Source organism: Fictibacillus marinisediminis, from assembly GCF_023149135.1.
In the GTDB taxonomy this organism is placed as follows: domain Bacteria; phylum Bacillota; class Bacilli; order Bacillales; family Fictibacillaceae; genus Fictibacillus_C; species Fictibacillus_C marinisediminis.
Genome location: NZ_JAIWJX010000002.1, coordinates 4,148,783 through 4,173,636, shown reverse-complemented (window position 1 = coordinate 4,173,636; position 24,854 = coordinate 4,148,783). Strand labels below are relative to the sequence as shown.

The window sequence follows — 24,854 nt, the reverse complement described above, 5'->3', positions numbered from 1 at the left end:
TCATAAACTGACCTTCTGGCAGCTCCTTTTAGAAAATTTTGATTGTGGAGTCATTACTTGCAATACAATCTCCATTGACAAGTTGATTGGAGTGTAAGGTGTGAGACTCCAGCGGGACGCGCGTGACAGGTGAAACCCGCAGGCGCTTGCGCCGAGGGGTTCAGCGCACGCCCCGCGCGGAAAGCGAGCAGCCTGGAACGGAGATCAACTACTTCCAGATAGACAGCACCTTTCAGTGTTATAGACATATTGGACAGCCTCATGTTTTTCGAATTGGAAGCTTTTTAATCCTTGAAGTGGCTCCTCTTTTTCTGTAAAATGCGGAAGAGGTTATGTGCAAAGAAAAAGCTCGGGTGGACAAGCCCGTTGTGAAAAAGGAGAGGTAGCAGGATGGGTAATGTTTTTGTTCTGGATCATCCATTGATACAGCATAAATTAACACATATTCGTGACGTTGAAACAGGAACAAAGGAATTTCGTGAGCTTGTGGATGAAGTAGCGGGGTTGATGGCTTTTGAAATCACGCGGGATCTTCCGCTTGAGGAGGTTACCATTCAAACTCCGGTAGCTGAAGCACAAATGAATGTAATTGCCGGGAAAAAGCTGGGGCTTGTACCGATTCTCCGTGCTGGTCTTGGAATGGTAGATGGCATCTTAAAATTGATTCCAGCAGCGAAAGTTGGGCATGTAGGTCTATATCGCGATCCGGAAACACTATTGCCTGTTGAATACTATGTTAAGCTTCCATCCGATGTGGAAGAGCGCGACTTTATTGTAATTGATCCGATGCTGGCAACTGGCGGTTCAGCTGCTGCAGCTATTACTTCCCTCAAGAACCGCGGTGCGAAAAACATTAAGTTGATGTGTCTCGTTGCTGCTCCTGAAGGAATCGAATTGATCCACAAAGACCATCCTGAAGTGGACATCTATTTGGCAGCCCTTGATGAGAAACTCAATGACCACGGCTATATCGTTCCTGGTCTTGGTGATGCAGGGGATCGTCTTTTCGGAACAAAATAAGTGATGTTGAAGAAGCACCGGCGGAAGCCTCCGATGCTTCTTTTTTTGTATGTTGAAATGAAATGAATGTAGCGAATCGCGTCGAAATATGTCGGGTATAAACGATTTGAAAATAAAAAGAGATTTTTTGAACATAAATATGATTTATTGAAAATAAAATCATCGTTTTTGAACATAAAAATCAAAATTTGAAAATAAACAGGTTGTTGATGCATTATGGTGATTAAATAGGGCTTCTTTTTGAGTAAATAAGTAAAGAAATCAGGATTTTCTATCACTTTGCCTTTTTTTAAAAAAACAAGTGCCTCCTCTTAACAAAAAATATAGTAAAATCATCCCTTTTACATGAAAACGCCCCTCCGCTCATCCTGATCACTTCAGAATGAGCGAAAGGGGCGTTTCCAATCCTTCTCCAATCAACTAATCTCCTCAAACCCTACGGAAATAAGCTTTCCGTTGTCCGGGTTATGGAGAACTTTTACTTTAATGTCTTTTTCAACATTGTTCTCGGTTACGATGAAGTCAAAGAAATCAATGACGGTTCCGTCAGCATTGACGCGGCGAGTATCGTACTGATAGTCGCTGATCGAGCTGTTCGGATACTTCTCTTTTGTCCGTTCAAGGGCGATTTTCCCCCACTTTGCGTAATCCTGCCGCATGGGCTCGGTTGATATGTTGACCCTGTTGTTCCGGTTCTGGTCTTCGTAGTAACCGGTCTGATGGGGTTCCACATTATTTTTCCGGTCGTTTGCATTGTTCATGCATGCCCCTAAAATCATCAAAAAGAAAGCAAATAAAAATCCTGTTCTAGTAAGTTTCAAGTGATAGCCTCCTCGTAATTCGATATCACTCAAAAGTGTCTGCAAAAACCTGAATTTTATACATGAATGAACATTTAATATTGTGTAATATACCGCGATTTTCCTAGGGAAAAGCAATATTATAGAGCATTTGAATAAACATATAGGAATTGTGACAGATTTTCCACAATTTATATGATATTTCACCCCTAATTGCGTTGACACCGGGGTACCGCTATTGTATTCTTACAAAGGGAATATGGTAAGGTTTTCATACTAGGTTACAAGCGCGTTTCCTAATATTTTGAACATCTTACTTTTATTTCGGAAGGAGTCCATGCGATGAGCACCGGAAAACGACCTTATAAAGCAATGGCATTAATGTCAGGTATACTGTCAACACTAGTTGGAGGTATATTGCTTGGGCTTTTCGGCGGAATGTGGCTGGATCGCTTCACAGGAACAAGTCCTTTGTTCCTCATTATTGGCTTGTTTCTAGGGCTTGGAGCCGGCGTTTATGGCATGATCCGTTTATTATCCAACCAATCAGGAGAAGAACGCAAATGACCGAGTACACCATGACCTACAGAAGATACATAAAGTATACACTCTTTATGCTCTCTTTTTTTGTCCTCGGATACGGAGTAACATCCTACAAATCCATCTTCCTCGGTTTATCATTCGGCACCCTGTTCAGTCTATTCAATCTCTGGAGCATGTACTCCAGGATCGAGCGGCTCGGACAAGCAGTCATTAACCAGCAGAAAGTCAGGACAATGGGTTCATTATCAAGGCTTCTCATGGGAGGTCTCGCGGTGCTAATTGCCATGAGATACCCGCAATTCTTCAATTTGTTAAGTGTGGTAATTGGATTGATGACGGTCTATATTATCATGTTAATAGATTCACTAACTAAAACCATACGTACTCCAAAGGAAAAGAGGTGAACACAGGTGGAACACGAAGCTCCGATACATACGTTTATGGGTTTGCAATTTAACCTGTCTAACGTACTGATGATTACAGTTTCATCACTTATTGTTTTCCTGATTGCTGTACTTGCTACCCGTGCCTTGTCGATGAGACCGGGCGGATTGCAAAACTTCCTCGAATGGGTAGTGGACTTTGTAAAAGGAATCATTAATAGCACTATGGATTGGCATACCGGCGGGCGCTTTCTTACTTTAGGGCTCACGCTGCTTATGTATATTTTTGTCTCCAATATGCTGGGACTGCCGTTTGCAGTAGCCTTTGGCCATGAATTATGGTGGAAGTCCCCGACAGCAGATCCAACGATCACATTAACGCTCGCTGTTATGGTAGTGGTTTTAAGCCATTATTATGGAGTGAAGTTAAAGGGTGCGAAAGCATATGGATCAGAATTCTTCAAACCTTTCAAGCTTTTCTTCCCATTAAAGCTGATCGAGGAATTCGCAAACACACTTACGTTGGGTCTCCGGCTTTACGGTAACATCTATGCCGGTGAAATTCTTCTCGGCCTACTCGTAGGTCTCTCACACCAAGGTATCTTTGCTGGTATTCTGGGAATCTTCCCATTGATAGTATGGCAAGGGTTCTCGGTTTTCGTAGGTGCCATTCAGGCATTTATCTTTACCATGTTAACAATGGTTTATCTTGCCCATAAAGTGGCAGATGACCATTAATTAATATAATTTCCGTTTCTTGCCCAAAAGCCGGGAACAAAAAAATAAAATTTACAGGGGAATAGAAGGGAGTAATACAAAAATGAATCTTATTGCAGCAGCAATTGCAATCGGTCTAGCAGCACTAGGTGCAGGTATTGGTAACGGTCTTATCGTAGGACGTACAGTTGAGGGGATCGCTCGTCAGCCAGAACTACGCGGTACGCTTCAAACAACAATGTTTATCGGGGTTGCGTTAGTTGAAGCACTTCCTATCATCGGCGTTGTTATTGCATTTATCGTTCTTGGAAAGTAATAGCAGCAAGATTTAAAAAGATCTCAATAATGGCGAAGCATGTTTCAAAACTGGAACTTTTCTTCGCCATTCCTTATGTATGACCTATTGAAGGGAGGAAATACCGTGCAATCCTTAATCTTAGGTGCTGCAACCGGTGGTGTTAACGGCGGAGATATTCTCTTCCAGTTACTAGCATTCATAATCTTAATGCTCTTGTTACGCAAGTATGCATGGGGTCCATTGATGGGCATCATGAAAGAGCGTCAATCTTATATAACGAATGAAATCGAAGCAGCAGAAACGAGCCGCAAAGAAGCGGAACAGCATCTCGCTGCACAAATTCAAGAATTAAAAAAAGCGCGTGAAGAAGCAAGAGCTATCATTGAAAATGCGAAAAAACAAGGTGAAGTCCAAGGAGAAGCCATCATTCAGGCCGCCCGCGGCGAAGCCAACCGTGTGAAAGAAGAAGCACTTGCTGACATTGCCAGTGAAAGAGAAAAAGCTGTGGCTACTCTCCGTAATGAAGTCGCTTCTCTATCCGTTATGATTGCTTCTAAAGTCATTGCGAAAGAACTAGATGAGCGCAGCCAGGAGAAGTTAATCCAGGATTATCTTCAAGAGGCAGGCGAAGCTAGATGAGCAAAGATCTTACTGTAATTGCAAAACGTTACGCATCAGCGCTTTTTGAAGTAGTAGGGCAAGAAAATCTTGATAAGGCAGAAGCTGAGCTTCGCCTCGTAAAAAGCATCATGGAACAAAACCATGATATCGAAAAGATTTTAAACCACCCGAAAATTTCTGTACAGCAGAAAAAACAAATCGTAAAAGACAGCATTGGCACGGACATTTCAGCACCGGTCCTGAACACAGTATTCCTGCTCATCGACCGCAACCGCCAAGGTTTGATCACTGAGATGGCCAGCCAATTCATTGGATTAGCAAATGAATCGCGCGGCATTGCTGATGCAACTGTTTACTCTGTCCGTTTGTTATCTGAAGATGAAAAACGCCAGCTTGAGGAAACGTTCGCGAAACGAGTAGGCAAGCAGCGGCTGCGCATTGAAAATATTATTGACCAAAGCCTCGTGGGGGGCGTAAGAATCCGCATCGGCAACCGTATTTTTGACGGAAGTGTCCGCGGGAAACTAGAGCGTATTGAACGTCAATTAGCCGCTACGCAAGGCTAAAAAGATAGGGGTGAAATTCATGAGCATTAAAGCTGAAGAAATCAGTGCTTTAATAAAAAAACAGATTGAAAACTATCAGTCTGAAATCGAAGTTAACGATGTCGGTACAGTTATTCAAGTCGGTGACGGTATTGCCCGTGCGCATGGATTGGATAATGTTATGGCTGGTGAGCTTGTTGAATTTTCTAACGGTGTTATGGGTATGGCCCAGAACCTTGAAGAAAACAACGTAGGTATCATCATTCTCGGACCTTACCAGGAGATCCGTGAAGGAGACGAGGTTAAACGTACAGGACGCATCATGGAAGTTCCTGTAGGACCGGAACTTTTAGGACGTGTTGTTAACCCGCTTGGCCTTCCTATTGATGGTAAAGGGCCGGTAGAAACAGTGAAAACACGCCCGATCGAGCAAAAAGCTCCTGGAGTAATGGCTCGTAAGTCTGTACATGAGCCGCTTCAAACAGGAATCAAAGCGATCGATGCCCTCGTTCCAATCGGACGCGGACAGCGTGAGCTGATCATCGGTGACCGCCAAACTGGTAAAACAGCTGTAGCCATCGATACGATCATCAACCAAAAAGATCAGGACATGATTTGTATCTATGTTGCGATCGGACAAAAAGAGTCCACCGTTGCTGGTGTTGTTGAAACTCTTCGCGAGCATGGTGCTCTCGATTACACGATCGTTGTTTCTGCTGGTGCTTCCCAACCTGCACCTCTTCTTTTCTTGGCGCCGTATGCCGGTGTATCCATGGCTGAAGAGTTCATGTGGGACGGAAAACACGTATTGATCGTTTATGATGATCTTTCAAAACAGGCAGCAGCATACCGTGAGCTTTCCTTGCTTCTTCGCCGTCCTCCAGGCCGCGAAGCTTATCCAGGGGATGTTTTCTACCTTCACTCACGCCTTTTAGAACGTGCTGCGAAATTAAACGATGAATTAGGCGGAGGTTCTATTACCGCACTTCCTTTCATCGAAACGCAAGCGAGTGACGTATCTGCTTATATCCCGACAAACGTTATCTCCATTACAGACGGACAGATCTTCTTGCAGTCTGACCTGTTCTTCTCTGGTGTGCGTCCGGCGATCAACGCAGGTATCTCTGTATCCCGTGTAGGGGGATCAGCTCAAATTAAAGCGATGAGCAAAGTATCCGGTACCCTTCGTCTTGACCTTGCTTCTTTCCGTGAGCTTGAAGCATTTGCTCAGTTCGGTTCGGATCTGGACAAAGCGACTCAAGCGAAACTTAACCGTGGTGCTCGTACAGTAGAAGTACTTAAACAAGGACTTCACAAACCTCTTCGCGTAGAACTTCAAGTTGCCAGCCTTTTTGCATTAACAAGAGGATATCTTGACGATGTAGCTGTTGAGGATGTAACTCGCTTTGAAGAAGAGCTTCATGCATACATGGAAACAAACACTAAAGACGTTCTTGACCAAATCAAAACGACTGGAAAACTTCCAGAAGGCGACGATCTGGACAACGCGATCAAAGCGTTTAAAAAAGTTTTTGCATAAGAAAAGCTGAAGTGCTCGCTTAGGTCCGACAAGCGCTGGAACTCTCACACAGCAACACGCGTTTTGTGTTGCGGAGTGAGAGTGAAGCGACCTCGAGGACCTGAGCACTGAAGCTAGATCCAGTGCTAACAGTAACGAAATGTTTTTAATAGATAACTGCGCAGGATGCTCCCATGCATCCTGCAACCAGCTTAAATAAAAGGTGGTGAATACGAGTGGCATTACGAGATATTAAAGCTAGAATCGATGCAACAAAAAAGACAATGCAGATTACAAAAGCAATGGAGATGGTATCCGCTGCTGCCTTGAACCGTGCTGAGCAAAACGCCAAACGATTTGTTCCTTATATGGATAAAATCCAGGAGGTTGTTTCCAGCATTGCTTCAGGAAGCAAGAGTGCACGCCATCCTATGCTTTTGAGCCGCCCTGTGAAAAAGACGGGATACTTTGTCATCACAGCAGACCGCGGTTTGGCAGGTGCCTATAACTCCAACGTTCTTCGTCACGTTTTCCGTACGATTAAAGAGCGCCATCAGTCTCCTGATGAATATGCGATCATCGTTGTAGGTAAGGTAGGCCTTAACTTCTTTAAGAGCCGCAGCATGCCGGTCTTGGACAGCATTACCGGTCTGGCTGACCAGCCATCTTTTGCAGACATTAAAGCGATCGCGAGCAAAGCAGTCAATCTGTATGCTAACGAAACATTCGACGAGCTTTACATGTACTATAATCATTTCGTCAGTGCCATCCAGTCAGAACTAACGGAAAAGAAAGTCCTTCCGCTGACTGACTTTGATGGAGCGAGCACCTCAACTGCTTCCTACGAGTACGAGCCTTCTGAAGAAGAAATTCTTGAAGTCTTGCTTCCACAGTATGCTGAAAGCTTGATCTACGGAGCGTTATTGGACGCTAAAGCAGCAGAGCATGCTTCTCGTATGACAGCAATGAGAAATGCAACTGACAATGCGAACGAATTGATCGGCCAGTTTACGCTTACGTATAACCGTGAACGTCAAGCAGCCATCACTCAGGAAATTACCGAGATTGTCGGCGGGGTTGCGGCACTCGAATAGATTTTTTATGCCTCATTCAGGCATGCCGGCACAAACCAGTGCCAGAAGTTAGGAGGGGAAACGATGAATAAAGGTTATATAACTCAGATTCTCGGACCTGTTGTTGACGTTAAATTTGATGACAGTCTTCCGGAACTTTTGAATGCATTAACTGTTGACGCTGAAGGCGTTCAATTAACTCTAGAAGTAGCCCTTCACCTTGGTGACAACACTGTCCGTACAATCGCAATGGATTCTACTGACGGTCTTGTACGTGGAATGGCAATCAATGATACAGGCAAACCGATCTCCGTTCCTGTAGGAAACGTGACACTTGGCCGCGTATTTAACGTGCTTGGCGACCACATTGACCTTGGAGAGCCGGTTCCTGCTGATGTTCGCCGTGATCCGATTCACCGCGGAGCACCTACTTTCGAAAACCTTACAACACGCACTGAAATCCTTGAAACTGGTATTAAAGTCGTTGACCTTATCGCTCCTTATGTTAAGGGTGGTAAGATCGGTCTTTTCGGAGGTGCGGGTGTAGGTAAAACCGTACTTATCCAGGAATTGATCAACAACATCGCACAAGAGCATGGCGGTCTTTCCGTATTTGCTGGTGTTGGTGAGCGTACTCGTGAAGGAAATGACCTTTTCCACGAAATGACCGATTCTGGTGTTATCAAGAAAACAGCGATGGTATTCGGCCAGATGAATGAGCCTCCTGGAGCACGTGCGCGTGTAGCACTTTCCGGGTTGACTATGGCTGAATATTTCCGTGACGAAGAAGGCCAGGACGTACTGTTCTTCGTTGACAACATTTTCCGTTTCACGCAAGCAGGTTCTGAAGTATCTGCCCTTCTTGGCCGTATGCCATCAGCAGTAGGTTACCAGCCTACACTTGCAACAGAAATGGGCCAATTGCAAGAGCGTATTACATCCACGAAAAAAGGTTCCGTAACATCCATCCAGGCGATCTATGTACCTGCGGATGACTATACTGACCCGGCTCCGGCAACAGCGTTTGCCCACTTGGATGCAACAACTAACCTTGAGCGTAAATTGACTGCAATGGGTATTTATCCTGCGGTAGATCCATTGGCTTCTACTTCACGCGGGCTTACTCCTGAAGTTGTTGGGGAAGAACACTACAATGTAGCACGCCAAGTTCAGCAAACATTGCAGCGCTATAAAGAATTACAAGATATTATCGCAATCCTTGGTATGGACGAGTTATCTGAAGAAGATAAATTGATTGTACAGCGTGCACGCCGTATCCAATTCTTCTTATCTCAAAACTTCCACGTTGCTGAGCAGTTTACCGGACAAAAAGGATCTTATGTTCCTGTTAAAGAAACCATCAAAGGATTCAAAGAGATCCTTGAAGGCAAGCACGACGACCTTCCGGAAGATGCATTCCGTCTTGTAGGTTCTATTGAAGATGTTATTGAAAAAGCAAAGACAATGGTCTAAACCTATAAGGGGGTAAGACGAAATGAAAACGTTAGAAGTAAGTGTAGTCACCCCTGATGGTCCTGTGTTTGAAGGAATGGCAGAAATGGTCAGCGCAAAAGCAAAAAGCGGAGAGCTTGGTGTCTTGCCTGGACATATTCCGTTGGTTGCTCCTTTAACCATCAGTGCAGTTCGCGTGCACCAGGATGGAAAAACACTTTACGTGGCCGTTAGCGGTGGATTTATCGAAGTCCGGCCTGAAAAAGTAACGGTTCTTGCTCAATCCGCTGAACTAGCCAGCGAGATTGAAATGGAACGAGCTCAAGCGGCTAAAGAGCGTGCTGAGCGCCGTCTGGCAGCAACGAATCAAAACGATATCGACCACAAAAGAGCAGAGCTTGCTCTTCGGCGTGCGGTCAACCGTATTGAAATCGCGAGCCGCAGATAAACAAAGTAAGAAGCCTCCCTGGCTTTGGCCGGGGAGGCTTCTCTTTTTTATTAAAAGTTTTCCGTGCCGCTTTAACTAGATTTGCAACTTTCCTCAGCGCGGATACTAAGCTGTTTTCTTTTTTTTGGCTCTTTTTAAAAGATTGTTGGTTTGGGAACATTTTTGTAAAATGCCTTCATTGACAAGATGATTGGAATGCAAGGTGCGAGACTCCTCGAAAATGAATTTCACATTTTCTTCGTGCGATATAACGCTGCCGAAGCCTTCCATGTCCTGCGGGACAGGTGAGACCCCGCAGGCGCCATGCGCCGAGAAAGTAGGCGCTGGCGCCGGAAAGGGTTAAGCTTCGCCCCGTGGAAAGCGAGCATCCTGAAACAGAAATCAACCACTTTTACGATAACAGCCTTTTTTTTACGAAAAAGTATATAATAAGGGAAACCCGCATGTTGGAGGAAAAACAAATGAGCTTTAGAAATCAAACCATATTACCGGCTGTTCGCAAATGGAAGGAACTTGAGCAGTTACTGAACAGCGAGTATACATACATCGTCATTCTCGACAGCCACATTGCTCAGTTGAAAAGTATGGTGAAAATTGCCGGCCAGGCCAATAAAAAGCTATTTGTCCATGCGGATTTGATCAATGGTTTAAAAGCAGATGAATATGCTGCGGAATTTATCTGCCAGGAAATCAAGCCGGCTGGCATCATTTCAACACGATCAAATGTTATTGCGACGGCAAAAAAGAAAGGTGTAACCGCCATACAGCGGTTATTTTTGCTTGATTCCATCGCACTGGAAACAAGCTATAAAATTATCGGGAAGACACAGCCTGATTTTATCGAAGTCTTGCCTGGATTGATGCCGAACATCATCAAAGAAGTTCATGAAAAAACGGGTATTCCTGTGTTTGCAGGCGGATTGATCCGGACAAAAGAAGAGATCGATCTGGCGATTCAAGGAGGGGCAGTGGCGGTGACCACTTCCGATAAGGAACTCTGGTAAAGGTGATGCATGAATTTTCCATATCCTTACCCATTGACAGCGTTTTCAAGCTATGATTAAATATTAGACAAGTTAATAATTTGATGGAGAATCGGAGATCAGCAGAAGCCCTTACAATAATTTAAGGGATATTTTTGCTGGTCTTTTTTTTCGCCAAATGTCATTAATGAGGCAGGCTAAGAGAAATTTTCCATTCTCTTGTCTAATTGGGAAAGGAGTGTTGAAGGATGTCACCGATACTCGGAGAAATTATCGGAACAATGATTTTAATTATTTTTGGTGGCGGTGTTGTTGCCAATGTTAGCTTAAAGAAATCCAAGGCAGAAGGCGGAGGGTGGATTGTTGTAGCTCTTGGCTGGGGTCTTGCTGTATCGATGGCTGTATACGCTGTCGGTAAGTTCAGCGGTGCACATTTAAATCCAGCGGTAACTTTAGGTATGGCAGCCATCGGAGAATTTAGCTGGTCACAGGTTCCAGGGTATATTGCTGCACAGATGCTTGGTGGTTTCCTCGGCGGAATTATTGTTTATTTTCAATTTCTGCCTCACTGGGAACAGACAGAGGATCCAGCTGTGAAACTTGGCGTTTTTTCTACGGACCCTGCAATTCCACATACATTATCGAACCTTTTAAGTGAGTTTATTGGAACAGCTGTTTTACTGGTAGGACTTTTGTCTATTGGAGCGAATAAATTTACAGAAGGATTAAATCCCTTGATCGTCGGTTTCCTGATTGTAGCGATTGGATTGTCTCTCGGAGGACCGACCGGATATGCGATTAACCCGGCACGTGACCTTGGGCCGAGACTGGCACATTTCTTTTTGCCGATCAGCGGCAAAGGAGGATCTAACTGGAAGTATGCCTGGATTCCTGTTGTCGGCCCGATTTTAGGCGGTGTTTTCGGCGCATTATTTTATCAAGCAGTGTTCGAAGGCAGGGTAACCGCTTTCTTTTGGAGCTGGACCGTATTATCGGCATTGATATTTGCAGCGGCTCATCTTGCCGGCAAGAGCGGTACACAAGGGCTCAGACACGGTGAGAGAATAAAGAACTAACACACAAAAAAAATCAAACTATAACAGCATAAAAACCAGTTCATTTGCAAAGGAGAGTTATTTCTATGGATAAGAAATATGTTTTAGCACTGGATCAGGGAACAACAAGTTCACGCGCTATTCTTTTTAACAAAGAAGGCGAAGTTGTATCTGTTGCACAAAAGGAATTCACACAGCATTTCCCCAAGCCGGGCTGGGTTGAACATAACGCCCAGGAGATCTGGGGAAGCATACTTGCTGTTGTTGCCCAGGTACTAGAAGGAACGAACACTTCTCCAAAAGAAATAGCGGCGATCGGTATTACAAATCAGCGTGAAACAGCTGTAGTATGGGACAAAAATACCGGGAAGCCTGTTTACAATGCGATTGTTTGGCAATCAAGACAGACGGCAGATATCTGTGAAGAACTAAAGGCGCAAGGACACAACGATCTATTCAGAGACAGGACAGGCCTGCTGATCGATGCGTATTTTTCAGGTACAAAAGTAAAATGGATCTTGGATAACGTGGAAGGTGCACGTGAAAAGGCAGAAAAGGGCGACCTTCTTTTCGGAACGATTGATACGTGGTTATTGTGGAAAATGACTGGCGGACAAGCACACGTTACCGATTACTCGAACGCTTCAAGAACCTTGATGTATAACATCTACGATTTGAAATGGGATGAAGAACTGCTTGATATCCTTGACGTTCCGGCATCCATGCTTCCTGAAGTAAAATCGTCTTCAGAAGTCTACGGGCACACGATCGATTATCACTTCTTCGGTGAAAGCATTCCCATTGCAGGGATTGCCGGCGACCAGCAGGCTGCACTTTTCGGCCAGGCATGCTTTGAAACAGGCATGGCGAAGAATACGTACGGCACCGGCTGCTTTATGCTTATGAATACCGGAGAAAAGGCCGTCAGATCTGAGCATGGGCTATTAACTACACTTGCTTGGGGTATTGACGGAAAAGTACAGTACGCGCTTGAAGGCAGTATTTTTGTAGCGGGTTCAGCAGTTCAATGGCTTCGAGACGGCCTGCAGCTGATCCGTACTTCTCCTGAAAGTGAAGAACTTGCAGAGCGTGTTACGTCATCTGATGGTGTTTATGTTGTACCGGCTTTCGTTGGGCTTGGAACGCCATATTGGGACAGTGAAGCACGAGGAGCTGTGTTCGGCTTGACGCGCGGAACGAAAAAAGAACACTTTGTGCGCGCTACGCTGGAGTCACTTGCTTACCAGACTCGTGATGTTTTAACAGCCATGGAAGCTGATTCTGGCATTGAACTGAAGAAGCTTCGCGTGGACGGCGGCGCGGTGAAAAACAACTTCCTCATGCAATTCCAGTCCGATATTCTTGGAGTTCCGGTGGAGCGTCCGGAAATCAATGAAACTACGGCTTTAGGTGCGGCTTATCTCGCGGGCCTTGCTACAGGATTCTGGAGTGGGCGTGAAGCTATTGCAGATAAATGGAAAGTAGAAAAAGATTTTGACAACGCCATGGAAGAAAAAGAACGCGAAGATCTATACAAAGGCTGGAAAAAAGCCGTTGAAGCTGCACGAGTTTTTAAATAAGGGGTGGTTTCTAAAAGATTGTTGCTTTGGGAACATTTTTGTAAAGTGCCTTCTTTGACAAGTTGATTGTAGTGCAAGGTGCGAGACTCCTGCGGGACAAGCGTGACAGGTGAAACCCGCAGGCGCTTGCGCCGAGGGGTTCAGCGCACGCCACGCGGAAAGCGAGCATCCTGGAACGGAAATCAACTACTATCAAGAGCAACAAAGGTTACGAATACAGCCTAAAAAAATTCGAGCGCACCATTTGCAAACTTCATCATAACTTGTTATGATAGCACTAAGTTAATAACGGTCGGAGCTACGGAGAGACCACAATACCCTGAGATAGGTTCAGGGGTATTGTGGTCTCTTTTTTGTTCTCTGGACAAAAATATACGCTTTAATTTGTGTACTTTAGGAAAAGAATAACATAGGGATAAAAGAAGGAGTGGCGTGATATGGATAATAATCAATTTTCAAGCAATAAAAGAGAAAAATATATAGAGGATATGAAAACTGCTTCCCTTGATTTACTAGTGATCGGGGGGGGAGTGACAGGAGCAGGAATTCTTCTTGATGCCACGACTCGAGGGATGAAAGCAGGCGTTTTGGAAATGCAGGACTTCGCAGGAGGTACATCCAGCCGTTCTACTAAGCTTGTCCATGGCGGACTTCGCTACTTAAAACAGTTCGAAGTGGGCCTGGTTGCTGAAGTAGGTAAAGAGCGTGCAATCGTTTATGAGAATGCACCCCATGTAACGACACCGGAGTGGATGCTTCTTCCAATGTACAAAAAAGGTACATTTGGCAAATTTTCTACTTCCATCGGTCTTAAGGTTTATGACTTTTTGGCAGGTGTAAAACGAAAAGAACGCCGATCCATGCTAAGCAAAGAAGAAACATTGAACCGTGAGCCATTATTGAAAAAGAAAGACATTCTAGGCGGCGGTTATTATGTGGAATATAAAACAGATGATGCTCGTCTAACTCTTGAAATTATGAAAGAAGCGGTCTATCGCGGAGGTAAGGCCATCAATTATATTAAAGTGGTAGACTTCATCTACGATAAGGACGGCAAACTTCTTGGTGTAAAAGCGGAAGACACACTTTCTGGAAAAGTGCATGAAATCTATGCCAAGAAAATTGTTAACGCAGCCGGGCCTTGGGTTGATGAACTGCGCGATATTGATAAGTCCAAAAAAGGAAAAAGAATTCATCATACAAAAGGGATCCACCTTGTAATCGATGGGGAACGTTTCCCGCTCCGGCAAGCGGTTTATTTTGACACACCGGACGGAAGAATGGTGTTTGCGATTCCGCGTGAAGGAAAAGCGTATGTCGGTACAACAGACACAGATTACAAAGGTGATTTGAAGAACCCAAGAATTACACATGATGATGTTGATTATGTAGTAAAAGCGATCAATTTCATGTTCCCTGATGTGAAGATCACAGAAAAAGACATTGAATCTTCCTGGGCCGGATTGCGTCCATTGATTCATGAAGATGGAAAAGATCCTTCTGAGATTTCCAGAAAAGACGAAGTGTTCTTCTCCCCTTCAGGATTGATTACGATCGCCGGCGGTAAATTAACAGGATATCGTAAAATGGCAGAAAAAGTGGCGGACATCGTTGCTGGCCAGCTTGAGAAAGAAGTGGGAATCAAGTACGACACCAGCAATACGAAACACCTTGTATTATCCGGCGGTAACGTAGGCGGAAGCAGCCACTACCCTGAATATATCCGTCAAAAAGTTTCTGAGGGCCTCAACCTTGGCTTAAGCAAGGACGATGCAGAACAGCTTGTGAAAAAATACGGTTCCAACGTTGACCGTCTGTTTGAAATCATCCGGGACGGCCAGAAAGAAGCCGACCTTAATAAACTGCCAATCCAAGTCTATGCAACATTGATCTACGCTATGGACGAAGAGATGGCAACAACACCAGCTGACTACTTTATCCGCCGTACAAGCGCGATGTACTTTGACATTGCTTACGTACGCCTATGGAAAGAAAAAGGAATTGCCTTGATGGCGAAACACTTAAACTGGACACCAGAACAAACTCAGCAGCACACTGAAGAACTCGAACGCCAAATGAGCTACAGTACAGAAGCGATCTAATTTCTTTATATTTTAGGTGCCAGGCACCCTCTTTTGACATATGTCAAAGAGCGGTGCCTGGCACCTTTTTCAATAGAGCGGACTGCTCTAAATAAGGGTTAGGATAAGAAACAAGCAAGGTTTGTTTAATATAGCTCAATAGCTTTGCCGATTCAGGCTGAGAAAGCAGAAACTCATTCGGAAGTGACCGGCATTGGGTAAGCAGATCAAAGAATCGGTTCTTTTCTTCAAGTGCGGCCGATTTTTTAAAATACCCCCAAACATGCTCGGCCGTATTAAGAAAGGCTTTTCTGGAATACGGAAGCTTCTCCATCTCTCCCAATTCATCGAGTATTACATTATAATCTTCTTCCTCTTTTGCCTCCCGAAACGAATCTCTAATCCTGCTGTAATGCTGGTAGCCCTTCGCCATCACATCATATTTTTGTTTCGCCCACTCCAGCTCAGCTTCCTTTCTGGCACTCATAAACACCCTCCTCTTTTTTACTAATATGTAAAGAAATTAGTCAGCCAGGCAAAGCTTGTTATTTAAAAGCATACTGCCGCTAAAAGAGACCCTCTAAAATCCATCCATCAGCGCAGAGACCATGCAGGTGCAAAGCACCTGCACGTCTCTTTTCCCTCATTACCCTCATTCTATCCCCCGAACAAGCTCATATAATAGGAGTATAGTAATGAGCCCGCAGCTGCTCCCACCGAGTGTCGACACAAATTTTGGAATTTGCTATAATGAATACGATTACATAATGTTTTAAAAATTCTGATGATTAGGGAGGTAATGGATGGATTTAACACATGTTTACCAAAACAATTACCTTGTTGTAACCGTCTTTCTCGCATTGGGAATTCTTTTGCCGGTCGGGGCATTAACGGCAGGACGCCTGCTCCGCCCTTATAAACCGACTAAAGAGAAAGCGACCACATATGAGAGCGGAATTGAACCCTTTCATCAAAGCTGGATCCAGTTTAACGTAAGATACTATTTGTTCGCCCTCATGTTTGTCATCTTTGATGTTGAAACTGTGTTTTTATATCCATGGGCTGTCGCCTATGACCATCTTGGGGCCTTTGCCCTCATTGAGATGGGGATATTTATTGTAATGCTCGCTCTTGGCCTCTTATACGCTTGGAAGAAGAAGGTGCTGAAATGGATCTGAAGCTGTCGGATATTTCACCTGAAGAAAAAGCAGAGCTTGAACGCAATATCTTTTTAACCACTTTGGAACAGATTAAAGCGTGGGCAAGGAGCAATTCGCTCTGGCCTCTTACATTCGGCCTTGCCTGCTGTGCCATCGAAATGATGGGAACCGGGTCATCCCACTATGACCTTGACCGTTTCGGCAGTATATTTCGGACCTCCCCACGGCAATCCGATGTCATGATCGTATCCGGGACGGTGACGAAAAAGATGGCTCCAGTCCTTAAACGGCTTTACGAACAAATGCCTGAGCCCAAATGGGTCATTGCCATGGGTTCCTGCGCAACAGCCGGTGGACCCTATATCAAGTCTTATGCCGTCGTTAAGGGAGTGGATCAGATCGTTCCCGTTGATGTTTATATTCCCGGATGTCCGCCAAATCCTGCAGCCCTCATTTATGGAATCAATAAATTGCAGGAGAAGATCCGTTACGAAGCGAAGACTGGGAAGAAGGTGATGTAGTCATGCCAAACGAAAATGATGGAAAATCCCCTGAATCCAGCGAGACGTTATCAAAGGAAGAACTAAAAAAACAGGCAGCTGCTGAAGCAAAAGCGAAAGCCCTGGAGCTTGCCAGACAAAGAGCTCTCGAGAAAAAAGAGGAGAGCGGTGGTCCCGCCCAGGAACTAAGCATTGAGGAACAAAAGAAAAAAGCTGTCGCAGAAGCTAAAGCGAAAGCGGCTGAACTAGCAAAGCAAAAAGCTTTAGGACAAAAAGAAGAAACATCAAGCACTCCGGAGAATCCTTTGGCTGATGAAAAAGCAAAGGCAGCTGCTAAAGCAAAAGCCGCTGCAGCCGCAAAGGCCAAAGCAGCCGCAGCCGCCAAAGCAAGAGCAGCCAGAGATGGAACAGCAGACTCATCTGATCCTGTGGAAAACGAAAAAGCAAAGGCAGCTGCTAAAGCAAAAGCCGCTGCAGCCGCAAAGGCCAAAGCAGCCGCAGCCGCTAAAGCGAGAGCAGCCAGAGAGGGAACGACAAACTCATCTGATCCAGCGGAAGACGAAAAAGCAAAGGCAGCTGCTAAAGCAAAAGCCGCTGCAGCCGCAAAGGCCAAAGCAGCCGCTGCTGCCAAAGCAAGAGCAGCCAGAGAGGGAGCAGCAGACTCATCCGATCCTTCCGACGAAAAGGCAAAGGCTATTGCTGCTGCTAAAGCGAAAGCAGCCGCTGCAGCCGCTGCAAGAGCTAACGCTGCCACAGCCAAGACAGAGGTGCCTGCTGAAGAACAAAAGCCATCTCCGTTACAACCGCTTCTCGACCGTTATGTCAGCGTGATCAAGAAGACATTGGGGGAAGATGTGCTTGAAGACAGCTACATCAATCCGCTTTCCAAGGATGTTCCGACCCTTGTTGCCAAACCGGATACATATTTTAATATTGCCGAACTTCTTAAACACCACGAGGAACTTCGTTTTGATTATTTGTCAGAACTTCACGCCACAGATTTTGAAACTCACCTAGAGGTCTACAATCATTTTTATTCCTACACACATCGCAGTCCAGTTGCATTGAAAGTAAGAGTCAATAGAGAAGAAGCAGTCATTGACTCATTAGCTCCCCTTTGGGCGGGGGCTGACTGGCCGGAAAGAGAAGCCTTCGACCTGCTGGGAATCACCTTTACCGGGCATCCGAACTTAACGAGGATTATGATGCCTGACGATTGGGTGGGCCATCCGCTCCGCAAAGATTATGAACCGTATGATGTGGAGGTGTAGCCGGTGATCCGCACCGAAGAAATGCTGCTGAATGTCGGCCCTCAGCATCCGAGTACACATGGGGTGTTCCGGATCGTGCTGAAAATTGACGGAGAAACCATTATCGAAGCCCAGCCTGTCATTGGATATCTGCATCGCGGGACTGAAAAGCTCGCTGAAAACCTTCAATACACACAGATCATTCCGTACACAGACCGTATGGATTATCTGGCTGCAATGACGAACAATTATGTCATCTGCCATGCAGTTGAAACGATGATGAACATTGAAATTCCTGAACGGGCGGAATATCTCCGTATTCTCGTGATGGAGCTTGGACGGATCGCAAGCCATTTAGTTTGGTTTGGAACGTACCTCCTGGATATAGGAGCAATGAGCCCGTTTCTCTATGCCTTCAGGGAGAGAGAAGCCATTATCGGAATGTTAAACGAAATATCCGGGGCACGCCTGACTTTCAATTATATGAGGATCGGAGGAGTGAAGTGGGATGCTCCAGAAGGCTGGATCCAGAAGATTAGAGAGTTTGTTCCTTACATGCGGGAGCAGCTTTCAGGATATCACGATCTTGTAACCGGAAATGAAATCTTTTTGAATCGTGTAAAAGATGTTGGTTTTTATACGAAGGAGGAGGCTCTTGATTACTCGTTAAGCGGCGCCAACCTGCGCTGTACGGGGATCAGCTGGGATTTGAGAAAAGACGAACCTTATTCCATCTATGACCGGTTCACGTTTGATGTCCCCGTATACGACAGCGGAGATGCCTGGGCCCGCTATCAGTGCCGGATGGCGGAAATCAAAGAATCCTTAAAGATCGTCGAGCAGGCGGTGGAACAGTTTCCTGAAAATGGAGAGATCATGGCGAAGGTGGCGAAGATCATCAAGCCGCCAAAAGGAGAAGCCTTCGTCCGGATTGAGTCGCCGCGCGGGGAGATCGGCTGCTACATCGCTTCGGAGGGGAAAAAGGAGCCTTACCGTTTAAAATTCAGAAGACCTTCCTTTTACAATCTGCAGATCTTGCCCAAACTTCTTGTCGGTGAAAACATCTCAAACCTGATTACCATACTCGGCGGAATCGACATCGTCTTAGGGGAGGTGGACGGCTGATGATAAATCATTTGTTATCCTCGCCTCCAGGCTGGATCCACGCGGCTGTCTTTTTTGGTTTAGGAGCCTGCCTGCTGGTTATTGTTCTCGGATTTGTAACGTATGCCATATTGGCAGAACGAAAAGTGCTCGGATTCATGCAGCTTCGTCCAGGGCCGAACCGGGTCGGTGGACGCTTTGGTCTTCTGCAGACCGTTGCCGACGTACTGAAGCTATTGCTCAAGGAAGACACCATTCCAAAGCTGGCCGATAAACCGCTTTTTATTTTGGCGCCGGTTCTCGCTTTTGCTCCGGCTTTCATGGTGTTAGCGGCCATCCCTTTTTCTGATCATCTGAAGTTTTCCGACCTTAGCATCGGCCTATTGTATTACATTGCAATATCAGGTATTACTACGGTTGGGATCTTGATGGCCGGCTGGGCTTCCAACAATAAATACTCGCTCCTTGGGGGGATGAGATCTGCGGCACAGATGATATCGTATGAGATTCCGCTAGTCATCTCCGTGATCGGTGTCATCTTATTCAGCGGAAGCCTTAACCTGACAGACATTGTAGAAGGCCAGGAAAAAGTAGCTTATATTTTTTTATCGCCGCTTGGCTTTATTGTATTTTTGATTTCCTCTATAGCGGAGCTGAACCGTACACCGTTTGACTTGCCGGAAGCAGAATCCGAACTGGTTGCCGGCTATCACGTAGAGTATTCAGGATTTCGCTGGGCCTTCTTCATGCTTACGGAATATGTGTATCTATTTGCAATGGCTTCACTAACGACTGTGCTGTTCCTTGGCGGATGGAAACCCATTCCGTTTTTTGGCTTCATTCCGGGCATCATCTGGTTTGCTTTGAAGTTCAGCCTGATCGTCTTCTTTATGATCTGGGTCCGGGGAACAATGCCGCGCTTAAGGGCTGATCAGCTCATGGAGTTTGCCTGGAAGGTTCTTTTGCCGGTCGCTTTACTCAACATTTTTGTCAGTGCCGTCGTAAAAGAAATATTTTTAAGATAAGTGCAGCGGACTTGTTTTCCTCTTGCCCGCAATGCGAGTTTACTAGACTGCAAAAAAGGAGTGGTGTGAGGTGAAAGGTCTTGCGAAAGGCTTAAAATATACGCTCAGTAATTTAACGAAGCAGAATGTTACGACCCAATATCCGGACGTTCCCCTTCAGATGCCTGACCGTTTTCGCGGAATCCAGAAATTCTACCCTGAAAAGTGCATTGTCTGCAACCAGTGTGCGAACATCTGCCCGACAGACTGCATTCAGTTGACAGGAAAGCCCCATCCCGATCCGGGGAAAAAGGGAAAGATCATTGACACGTACGACATTAATTTTGAAATCTGTATTTTATGCGACCTGTGTACAGAGGTCTGCCCGACAGAAGCGATCGTCATGACCAACAATTTCGAACTGGCGGAGTACAGCCGGGATGAACTGTTTAAGGATCTGCTTTGGCTCGATGAGAACGACAACAATGTGAGGAAGGAGAATAAAGCATGACGGGAGAGATGATTGCTTTTTTTGTCCTTGCCTTAACGGCCATTGGGAGCGGGGTCCTGATGATCAACCTGTCGAATGTGGTTCATATGGTCGTTGCGCTTGTCTTTACATTCCTTGCTATAGCAGGAATCTACATCACGCTGTCTGCTGAGTTTGTGGCTGCTGTTCAGGTACTCATCTACTCGGGCGCCATCACGATCATCATGCTGTTCGGAATCATGCTGACACGCCATGAAAAGGACACGGAAACAAAAATGCCGAAACTGACTGTTCTATTGTCAGGAGCAGGGGTTGCTGTCTTTTTCCTGATCATGTTTTTTGGAATCAACCGCCTCAGCCTGGGGACACCGGCTGCTGGCCTGCATATTGAAAATACGAAAAAAATTGGTGTTGAACTTTACTCGAAATACATCATTCCGTTTGAGCTGACATCTGTCCTTCTATTGGTGGCATTAATCGGGGCGATCGTGCTGGCAAAAAGGGACGGAGAAGAGGAGGCTAAAAAATGAGCAGCATTCCTTTGTCTGTTTATCTCGTACTGGCCCTCATCCTGTTTTGCATCGGGCTGTTTGGAGCGCTGACAAAAAGAAACGCTGTTATTGTTCTTATTTCCATCGAACTGATGCTGAACGCAGTAAATATTAACCTTGTTGCATTTGCAAAATACGGAGCGAAGCCCGGCCTGACGGGACAGATCTTCTCTCTCTTTACCATCACCGTTGCGGCTGCTGAAGCGGCGGTTGGGCTCGCCATTCTTATGGCACTATACCGAAACCGCAAGACCGTCAATGTGGATGAAATGGATATTATGAAGCGCTAAAAAGGGGTTGGAAAAGATGATGCAGAATGCCTGGCTGATACCACTGTTACCGCTGCTATCCTTCATCCTTCTTTTACTTTTTGGAAAAAAACTAAAAGAAGCTTCTGCCTACGCCGGTATTGGATGCACCTTCATCTCATTGATCATGGCAATGATCGTCATGGCCAGCCAATGGGGAGGGGAGTCATACAAGGCAGAAGGAGTATGGCTGTATATCGGCAAACATGCTGTAACGATGGGATATGAAATCAATCCGCTGAATGCGTTGATGCTCGTCATCGTAACGCTTGTAAGCTTTCTCGTGCATGTGTATTCGAAGAGCTATATGCATGGGGATGGCCGTTTTCATGTCTTTTATGCCTATCTTGGTTTGTTTACGTTTGCGATGCTGGGGCTCGTCATGTCTCCTAACCTGCTTCAGGTGTATATCTTCTGGGAACTGGTCGGCTTAGGATCGTTTCTCCTCATCGGATACTATTATTTTAAACCCGAAGCCAAGGCGGCTGCGAAGAAGGCCTTCATCATGACGCGTATCGGGGACGTGGGGCTCTTCATCGGGATTATTCTTTTATACTGGCAGACGGGGAGCTTTGAATACGATGAAATCTTCAAAGCGGCTGCCAGCCACCATATTTCCTCAGAAATGATAACCCTGACGGCCATTCTGATCTTTGTGGGTGCCGTCGGGAAATCAGGGCAGCTCCCGCTTCATACGTGGCTACCAGATGCTATGGAGGGCCCGACGCCGGTCTCCGCCCTTATCCATGCGGCAACGATGGTCGCGGCAGGTGTTTATCTTGTGGCTTCTATGTATCCGCTCTTTGAAGCATCATCTACAGCCATGACAACTGTAGCCGTTGTAGGCGGGATTACCGCGATATTCGCTGCATCCATCGGCCTGATGCAGAAAGATATCAAACGGGTGCTGGCGTATTCCACCGTGAGCCAGCTTGGCTACATGATGCTCGCCCTTGGCTCAGGCGGCTATACAGCAGGGATTTTCCATCTGATGACGCATGCTTTCTTTAAAGCACTCCTGTTCCTGGCTGCGGGCAGTGTTATTCATGCCGTACATACTCAAAATATTGAAGAGATGGGCGGCCTTTGGAGGAAGCTGAAATTTACGGCTCCTTTATTTTTAATAGGAGCACTGTCCATTTCCGGATTTCCGCTCTTATCCGGTTTCTTCAGTAAAGATGAAATTTTAATGGCCACTTACGGGGACGGCCGCTATGGATTGTTTATCCTCGCTCTCCTCGCTGCTTTTTTTACCGCTTTTTATATGTTCCGGCTGTTTTTTATGGTGTTCGCAGGGAATTCAGGCCAAGCGCATGAAAAGGTGAAAGAATCCGATGTTTCCATGCTTTTTCCCATGCTGGTTCTAGGTGTTCTGGCTGTCGTTGCAGGCTATTTAAATACCCCCTGGTTTGGTGGGTTTTTAGCTCATTATTTAAGCCACGGCCCTGTCCGGATTGCTGCAGAAGGGGAACATGGACCGGTATGGATTCCGATCCTTGCCACGATCGTATCCTTGGCGGGAATCTTTCTGGCCTATCTTATGTACGGTAAAAAAACACTGTCAAGAAACTGGCTGTCTCGTTCTCTTCCGTCTCTCAGCACGATTATTTACCGCAAGTATTACCTGGATGAAGCTTATGATGCTACAGTCGTTAAAGGCACAACGCTGTTCAGTTATTTTTGGAGCTATGTTGACCGGTATCTCGTTGAAGCAGCTGTGAACGGAACGGCAGGCCTCGTTCAATGGCTCGGTAAAAGAGGTTCCTCCATGCACGATGGCCAGGTTCAGAGATTTGGTGCCGTCGCTGTTGCGGGACTCGTTATCATCCTATTATTCTTTGCTGTTGCAGGGGGGTATTTCTCATGAGCCATCTGTTATCCATCCTATTGTTTTCCCCGCTGGCCGGTATTGCTGCTTTGAGTGTAATGCCATCCAAAAATGAAAAGGCCTTAAAACTTGCAGGCCTGTTGGGCACGCTGCTGCCCCTGCTTCTTTCCATCATTGCTGCAGTTACCTTTGATCGCTCAGCTTCAGGGATCCAGCTTGCTGAACAAGGCAACTGGCTCTCTTATAAAATGGATCAGGCTGGAGCAGGCTCATCTTTTGCTATCGACTATGAAGTAGGCGTCAATGGTCTGTCTCTTGTTCTCCTGCTGCTAACCGCTGTTATTTCTGTACTGGCCGCTCTCGGTTCCTGGACGATCAAGAAGGACTGGAAAAGCTATTTCATCTTCTTTTTGATTTTAGAACTCGGTATGCTGGGGGTATTCGCTTCTCAAAATCTCTTTCTCTTTTTTATTTTCTTTGAGTTGACGCTTATCCCGATGTTTTTCCTGATCGGCCGCTGGGGTTTTGCAGACAGGGAAAAGGCTGCTTACAGTTTCTTGATCTATAACGGAATCGGTTCTGCCATTCTGCTCATTGTATTCGTTGCACTCTTTATGAGAACAGGAACGCTAAACTATGGAGAACTGGCGAAAATACTCGGCGGACATACCGATCCTGCTCTCGGAGGCACGTTCCGTATATCCCTCCTGATTGCTCTGTTTGTGGCTTTTGGAATCAAACTGCCGATTGTTCCTCTTCACACGTGGATGCTGCGTGTGCACGTACAGGCACCGCCTTCCGTTGTTATGATTCACTCCGGAATTCTTTTAAAGATCGGAGCATACGGGCTCTTCACGTTCGGTATCGGATTTTTCCCGTCTGAATTCAAACGGATGGCAGTATGGATAGCAGTATTGGGTGTCATCAACCTTCTGTATGGTGCCTTTCTTGCCATTGTACAGACGGACTTGAAAAAAGTACTGGCCTATTCTTCCGTCTCCCATATGGGGATCGTATTGATCGGCTTTTCGGCACTGAATGAAGCAGGAGTAAAGGGAGCGGTCTTTCAGCTAATTTCCCACGGATTGATCTCTGCCCTGCTGTTCTTCTTGATCGGGGTGCTGTATGAACGGACCGGTTCTTCAGACCTTAAGGACTACAGTGGTCTTGCAGGCGCCATGCCGGTCACTGCAGGCATCCTGCTTGCCGGTGGGCTTGCGTCGCTGGGACTTCCTGGCATGTCCGGATTTATCAGTGAGTTTCTGGCCTTTCTCGGACTCTTCAAGGTCATGCCTGTAATCGCTGCAGTGGGGGCTCTCGGTATCGTACTAACTGCGGTTTATATTTTGCGGGCTGTTCTTTCTGTAACCTTTGGGCCCCCAAAGGACGCCCATAGCGGCTTTTATGACTTGACGCTCCGAGAGAGGGTGCCGGCTTTTGTTCTTTTGGCTTTGGTGCTCTTTATTGGAATCTATCCGGGAATGCTGAGTGAATCATTACGCACGGTTTTAGACACAATCTTGTTGGGCTTAAGGGGGTAG

Annotated in this window: 27 protein-coding genes; 25 read left to right on the top strand and 2 right to left on the bottom strand. The window is 45.9% G+C overall.

Annotation, left to right across the window (positions count from 1 at the left end; genetic code table 11):
• Positions 1–390 precede the first annotated feature (390 nt).
• Complete coding sequence (gene upp / locus LCY76_RS21750; protein ID WP_248254409.1) at positions 391–1,020, top strand: uracil phosphoribosyltransferase; 630 nt, start codon at positions 391–393, stop codon at positions 1,018–1,020.
• A 416-nt stretch (positions 1,021–1,436) separates the two neighbouring features.
• On the opposite strand, the gene LCY76_RS21745 is transcribed toward upp, so the two are convergent.
• Positions 1,437–1,841, bottom strand: a complete 405-nt coding sequence (locus LCY76_RS21745; RefSeq protein ID WP_248254408.1) for a DUF3889 domain-containing protein — start codon at positions 1,839–1,841, stop codon at positions 1,437–1,439.
• A gap of 321 nt (positions 1,842–2,162) precedes the next feature.
• On the opposite strand from LCY76_RS21745, the gene LCY76_RS21740 reads away from it, so the two are divergent.
• From LCY76_RS21740 to LCY76_RS21675, 14 genes are all read left to right on the top strand, one after another.
• Entirely contained in the window at positions 2,163–2,387 is a 225-nt protein-coding gene (locus tag LCY76_RS21740) for an AtpZ/AtpI family protein (RefSeq protein WP_248254407.1), read from the top strand.
• Positions 2,384–2,767 (top strand): ATP synthase subunit I, encoded by a 384-nt coding sequence (locus LCY76_RS21735; protein ID WP_053356472.1) that lies wholly within the window; start codon positions 2,384–2,386, stop codon positions 2,765–2,767. Before LCY76_RS21740 ends, LCY76_RS21735 begins: the two co-directional genes overlap by 4 nt.
• Positions 2,768–2,773: 6 nt before the next feature.
• Positions 2,774–3,484 carry a F0F1 ATP synthase subunit A gene (gene atpB, locus LCY76_RS21730; RefSeq protein ID WP_053356473.1) on the top strand — a complete coding sequence of 237 codons (711 nt, stop codon included), beginning with the start codon at positions 2,774–2,776 and terminating at the stop codon, positions 3,482–3,484.
• Between the two features lie 82 nt (positions 3,485–3,566).
• Positions 3,567–3,779 (top strand): F0F1 ATP synthase subunit C, encoded by a 213-nt coding sequence (atpE, locus tag LCY76_RS21725; protein WP_053356474.1) that lies wholly within the window; start codon positions 3,567–3,569, stop codon positions 3,777–3,779.
• A 105-nt stretch (positions 3,780–3,884) separates the two neighbouring features.
• Positions 3,885–4,400: a F0F1 ATP synthase subunit B gene (gene atpF, locus LCY76_RS21720; protein WP_248254406.1), complete on the top strand. Its 516-nt coding sequence runs from the start codon at positions 3,885–3,887 to the stop codon at positions 4,398–4,400.
• A complete protein-coding gene (locus LCY76_RS21715; RefSeq protein ID WP_053356475.1) occupies positions 4,397–4,948 on the top strand; it encodes a F0F1 ATP synthase subunit delta in 552 nt (183 codons plus the stop codon). The genes atpF and LCY76_RS21715 overlap by 4 nt, the downstream gene beginning before the upstream one ends.
• Positions 4,949–4,967: 19 nt before the next feature.
• Positions 4,968–6,467, top strand: coding sequence for a F0F1 ATP synthase subunit alpha (atpA, locus tag LCY76_RS21710; RefSeq protein ID WP_053356476.1), 1,500 nt, complete (start codon positions 4,968–4,970; stop codon positions 6,465–6,467).
• A 209-nt stretch (positions 6,468–6,676) separates the two neighbouring features.
• Positions 6,677–7,540 (top strand): ATP synthase F1 subunit gamma, encoded by an 864-nt coding sequence (atpG, locus tag LCY76_RS21705; RefSeq protein WP_156419071.1) that lies wholly within the window; start codon positions 6,677–6,679, stop codon positions 7,538–7,540.
• Between the two features lie 63 nt (positions 7,541–7,603).
• On the top strand, positions 7,604–8,992 hold the full coding sequence (gene atpD / locus LCY76_RS21700) for a F0F1 ATP synthase subunit beta (protein WP_248254405.1): 1,389 nt from the start codon (positions 7,604–7,606) through the stop codon (positions 8,990–8,992).
• A 22-nt stretch (positions 8,993–9,014) separates the two neighbouring features.
• Positions 9,015–9,419, top strand: coding sequence for a F0F1 ATP synthase subunit epsilon (locus tag LCY76_RS21695; RefSeq protein ID WP_248254404.1), 405 nt, complete (start codon positions 9,015–9,017; stop codon positions 9,417–9,419).
• A gap of 461 nt (positions 9,420–9,880) precedes the next feature.
• Positions 9,881–10,423, top strand: coding sequence for a glycerol-3-phosphate responsive antiterminator (locus LCY76_RS21690; protein ID WP_053356479.1), 543 nt, complete (start codon positions 9,881–9,883; stop codon positions 10,421–10,423).
• Positions 10,424–10,650: 227 nt separating this feature from the next.
• Positions 10,651–11,478: an MIP/aquaporin family protein gene (locus LCY76_RS21685; protein WP_248254403.1), complete on the top strand. Its 828-nt coding sequence runs from the start codon at positions 10,651–10,653 to the stop codon at positions 11,476–11,478.
• Between the two features lie 65 nt (positions 11,479–11,543).
• The gene (gene glpK, locus LCY76_RS21680) at positions 11,544–13,037 is read left to right on the top strand and encodes a glycerol kinase GlpK (protein ID WP_248254402.1); all 1,494 of its coding nucleotides are present in this window, start codon (positions 11,544–11,546) and stop codon (positions 13,035–13,037) included.
• 437 nt (positions 13,038–13,474) lie between these two features.
• Positions 13,475–15,139 carry a glycerol-3-phosphate dehydrogenase/oxidase gene (locus LCY76_RS21675; RefSeq protein ID WP_248254401.1) on the top strand — a complete coding sequence of 555 codons (1,665 nt, stop codon included), beginning with the start codon at positions 13,475–13,477 and terminating at the stop codon, positions 15,137–15,139.
• A gap of 43 nt (positions 15,140–15,182) precedes the next feature.
• Here LCY76_RS21675 and LCY76_RS21670 read toward each other — a convergent pair whose 3' ends face one another.
• On the bottom strand, positions 15,183–15,605 hold the full coding sequence (locus tag LCY76_RS21670) for a DUF1722 domain-containing protein (protein WP_248254400.1): 423 nt from the start codon (positions 15,603–15,605) through the stop codon (positions 15,183–15,185).
• A gap of 316 nt (positions 15,606–15,921) precedes the next feature.
• Here LCY76_RS21670 and LCY76_RS21665 point away from each other — a divergent pair, with 316 nt between their 5' ends.
• The 10 genes from LCY76_RS21665 (at position 15,922) to LCY76_RS21620 (ending at position 24,854) form a co-directional block, all read left to right on the top strand.
• Positions 15,922–16,296 (top strand): NADH-quinone oxidoreductase subunit A, encoded by a 375-nt coding sequence (locus tag LCY76_RS21665; protein WP_248254399.1) that lies wholly within the window; start codon positions 15,922–15,924, stop codon positions 16,294–16,296.
• Positions 16,287–16,799 (top strand): NuoB/complex I 20 kDa subunit family protein, encoded by a 513-nt coding sequence (locus LCY76_RS21660; RefSeq protein ID WP_053356485.1) that lies wholly within the window; start codon positions 16,287–16,289, stop codon positions 16,797–16,799. Before LCY76_RS21665 ends, LCY76_RS21660 begins: the two co-directional genes overlap by 10 nt.
• 2 nt (positions 16,800–16,801) lie before the next feature.
• Positions 16,802–18,049 carry an NADH-quinone oxidoreductase subunit C gene (locus tag LCY76_RS21655; protein WP_248254398.1) on the top strand — a complete coding sequence of 416 codons (1,248 nt, stop codon included), beginning with the start codon at positions 16,802–16,804 and terminating at the stop codon, positions 18,047–18,049.
• 3 nt (positions 18,050–18,052) lie between these two features.
• Positions 18,053–19,153 carry an NADH-quinone oxidoreductase subunit D gene (locus LCY76_RS21650; protein WP_248254397.1) on the top strand — a complete coding sequence of 367 codons (1,101 nt, stop codon included), beginning with the start codon at positions 18,053–18,055 and terminating at the stop codon, positions 19,151–19,153.
• On the top strand, positions 19,153–20,157 hold the full coding sequence (gene nuoH / locus LCY76_RS21645; RefSeq protein WP_248254396.1) for an NADH-quinone oxidoreductase subunit NuoH: 1,005 nt from the start codon (positions 19,153–19,155) through the stop codon (positions 20,155–20,157). Before LCY76_RS21650 ends, nuoH begins: the two co-directional genes overlap by 1 nt.
• Before the next feature lie 70 nt (positions 20,158–20,227).
• Positions 20,228–20,647, top strand: coding sequence for an NADH-quinone oxidoreductase subunit NuoI (nuoI, locus tag LCY76_RS21640; protein WP_248254395.1), 420 nt, complete (start codon positions 20,228–20,230; stop codon positions 20,645–20,647).
• The gene (locus LCY76_RS21635) at positions 20,644–21,156 is read left to right on the top strand and encodes an NADH-quinone oxidoreductase subunit J (protein WP_248254394.1); all 513 of its coding nucleotides are present in this window, start codon (positions 20,644–20,646) and stop codon (positions 21,154–21,156) included. Before nuoI ends, LCY76_RS21635 begins: the two co-directional genes overlap by 4 nt.
• Positions 21,153–21,467, top strand: a complete 315-nt coding sequence (gene nuoK, locus LCY76_RS21630) for an NADH-quinone oxidoreductase subunit NuoK (RefSeq protein WP_053356491.1) — start codon at positions 21,153–21,155, stop codon at positions 21,465–21,467. Before LCY76_RS21635 ends, nuoK begins: the two co-directional genes overlap by 4 nt.
• 16 nt (positions 21,468–21,483) lie before the next feature.
• On the top strand, positions 21,484–23,352 hold the full coding sequence (nuoL, locus tag LCY76_RS21625; RefSeq protein WP_248254393.1) for an NADH-quinone oxidoreductase subunit L: 1,869 nt from the start codon (positions 21,484–21,486) through the stop codon (positions 23,350–23,352).
• Positions 23,349–24,854, top strand: a complete 1,506-nt coding sequence (locus LCY76_RS21620) for a complex I subunit 4 family protein (RefSeq protein WP_248254392.1) — start codon at positions 23,349–23,351, stop codon at positions 24,852–24,854. The genes nuoL and LCY76_RS21620 overlap by 4 nt, the downstream gene beginning before the upstream one ends.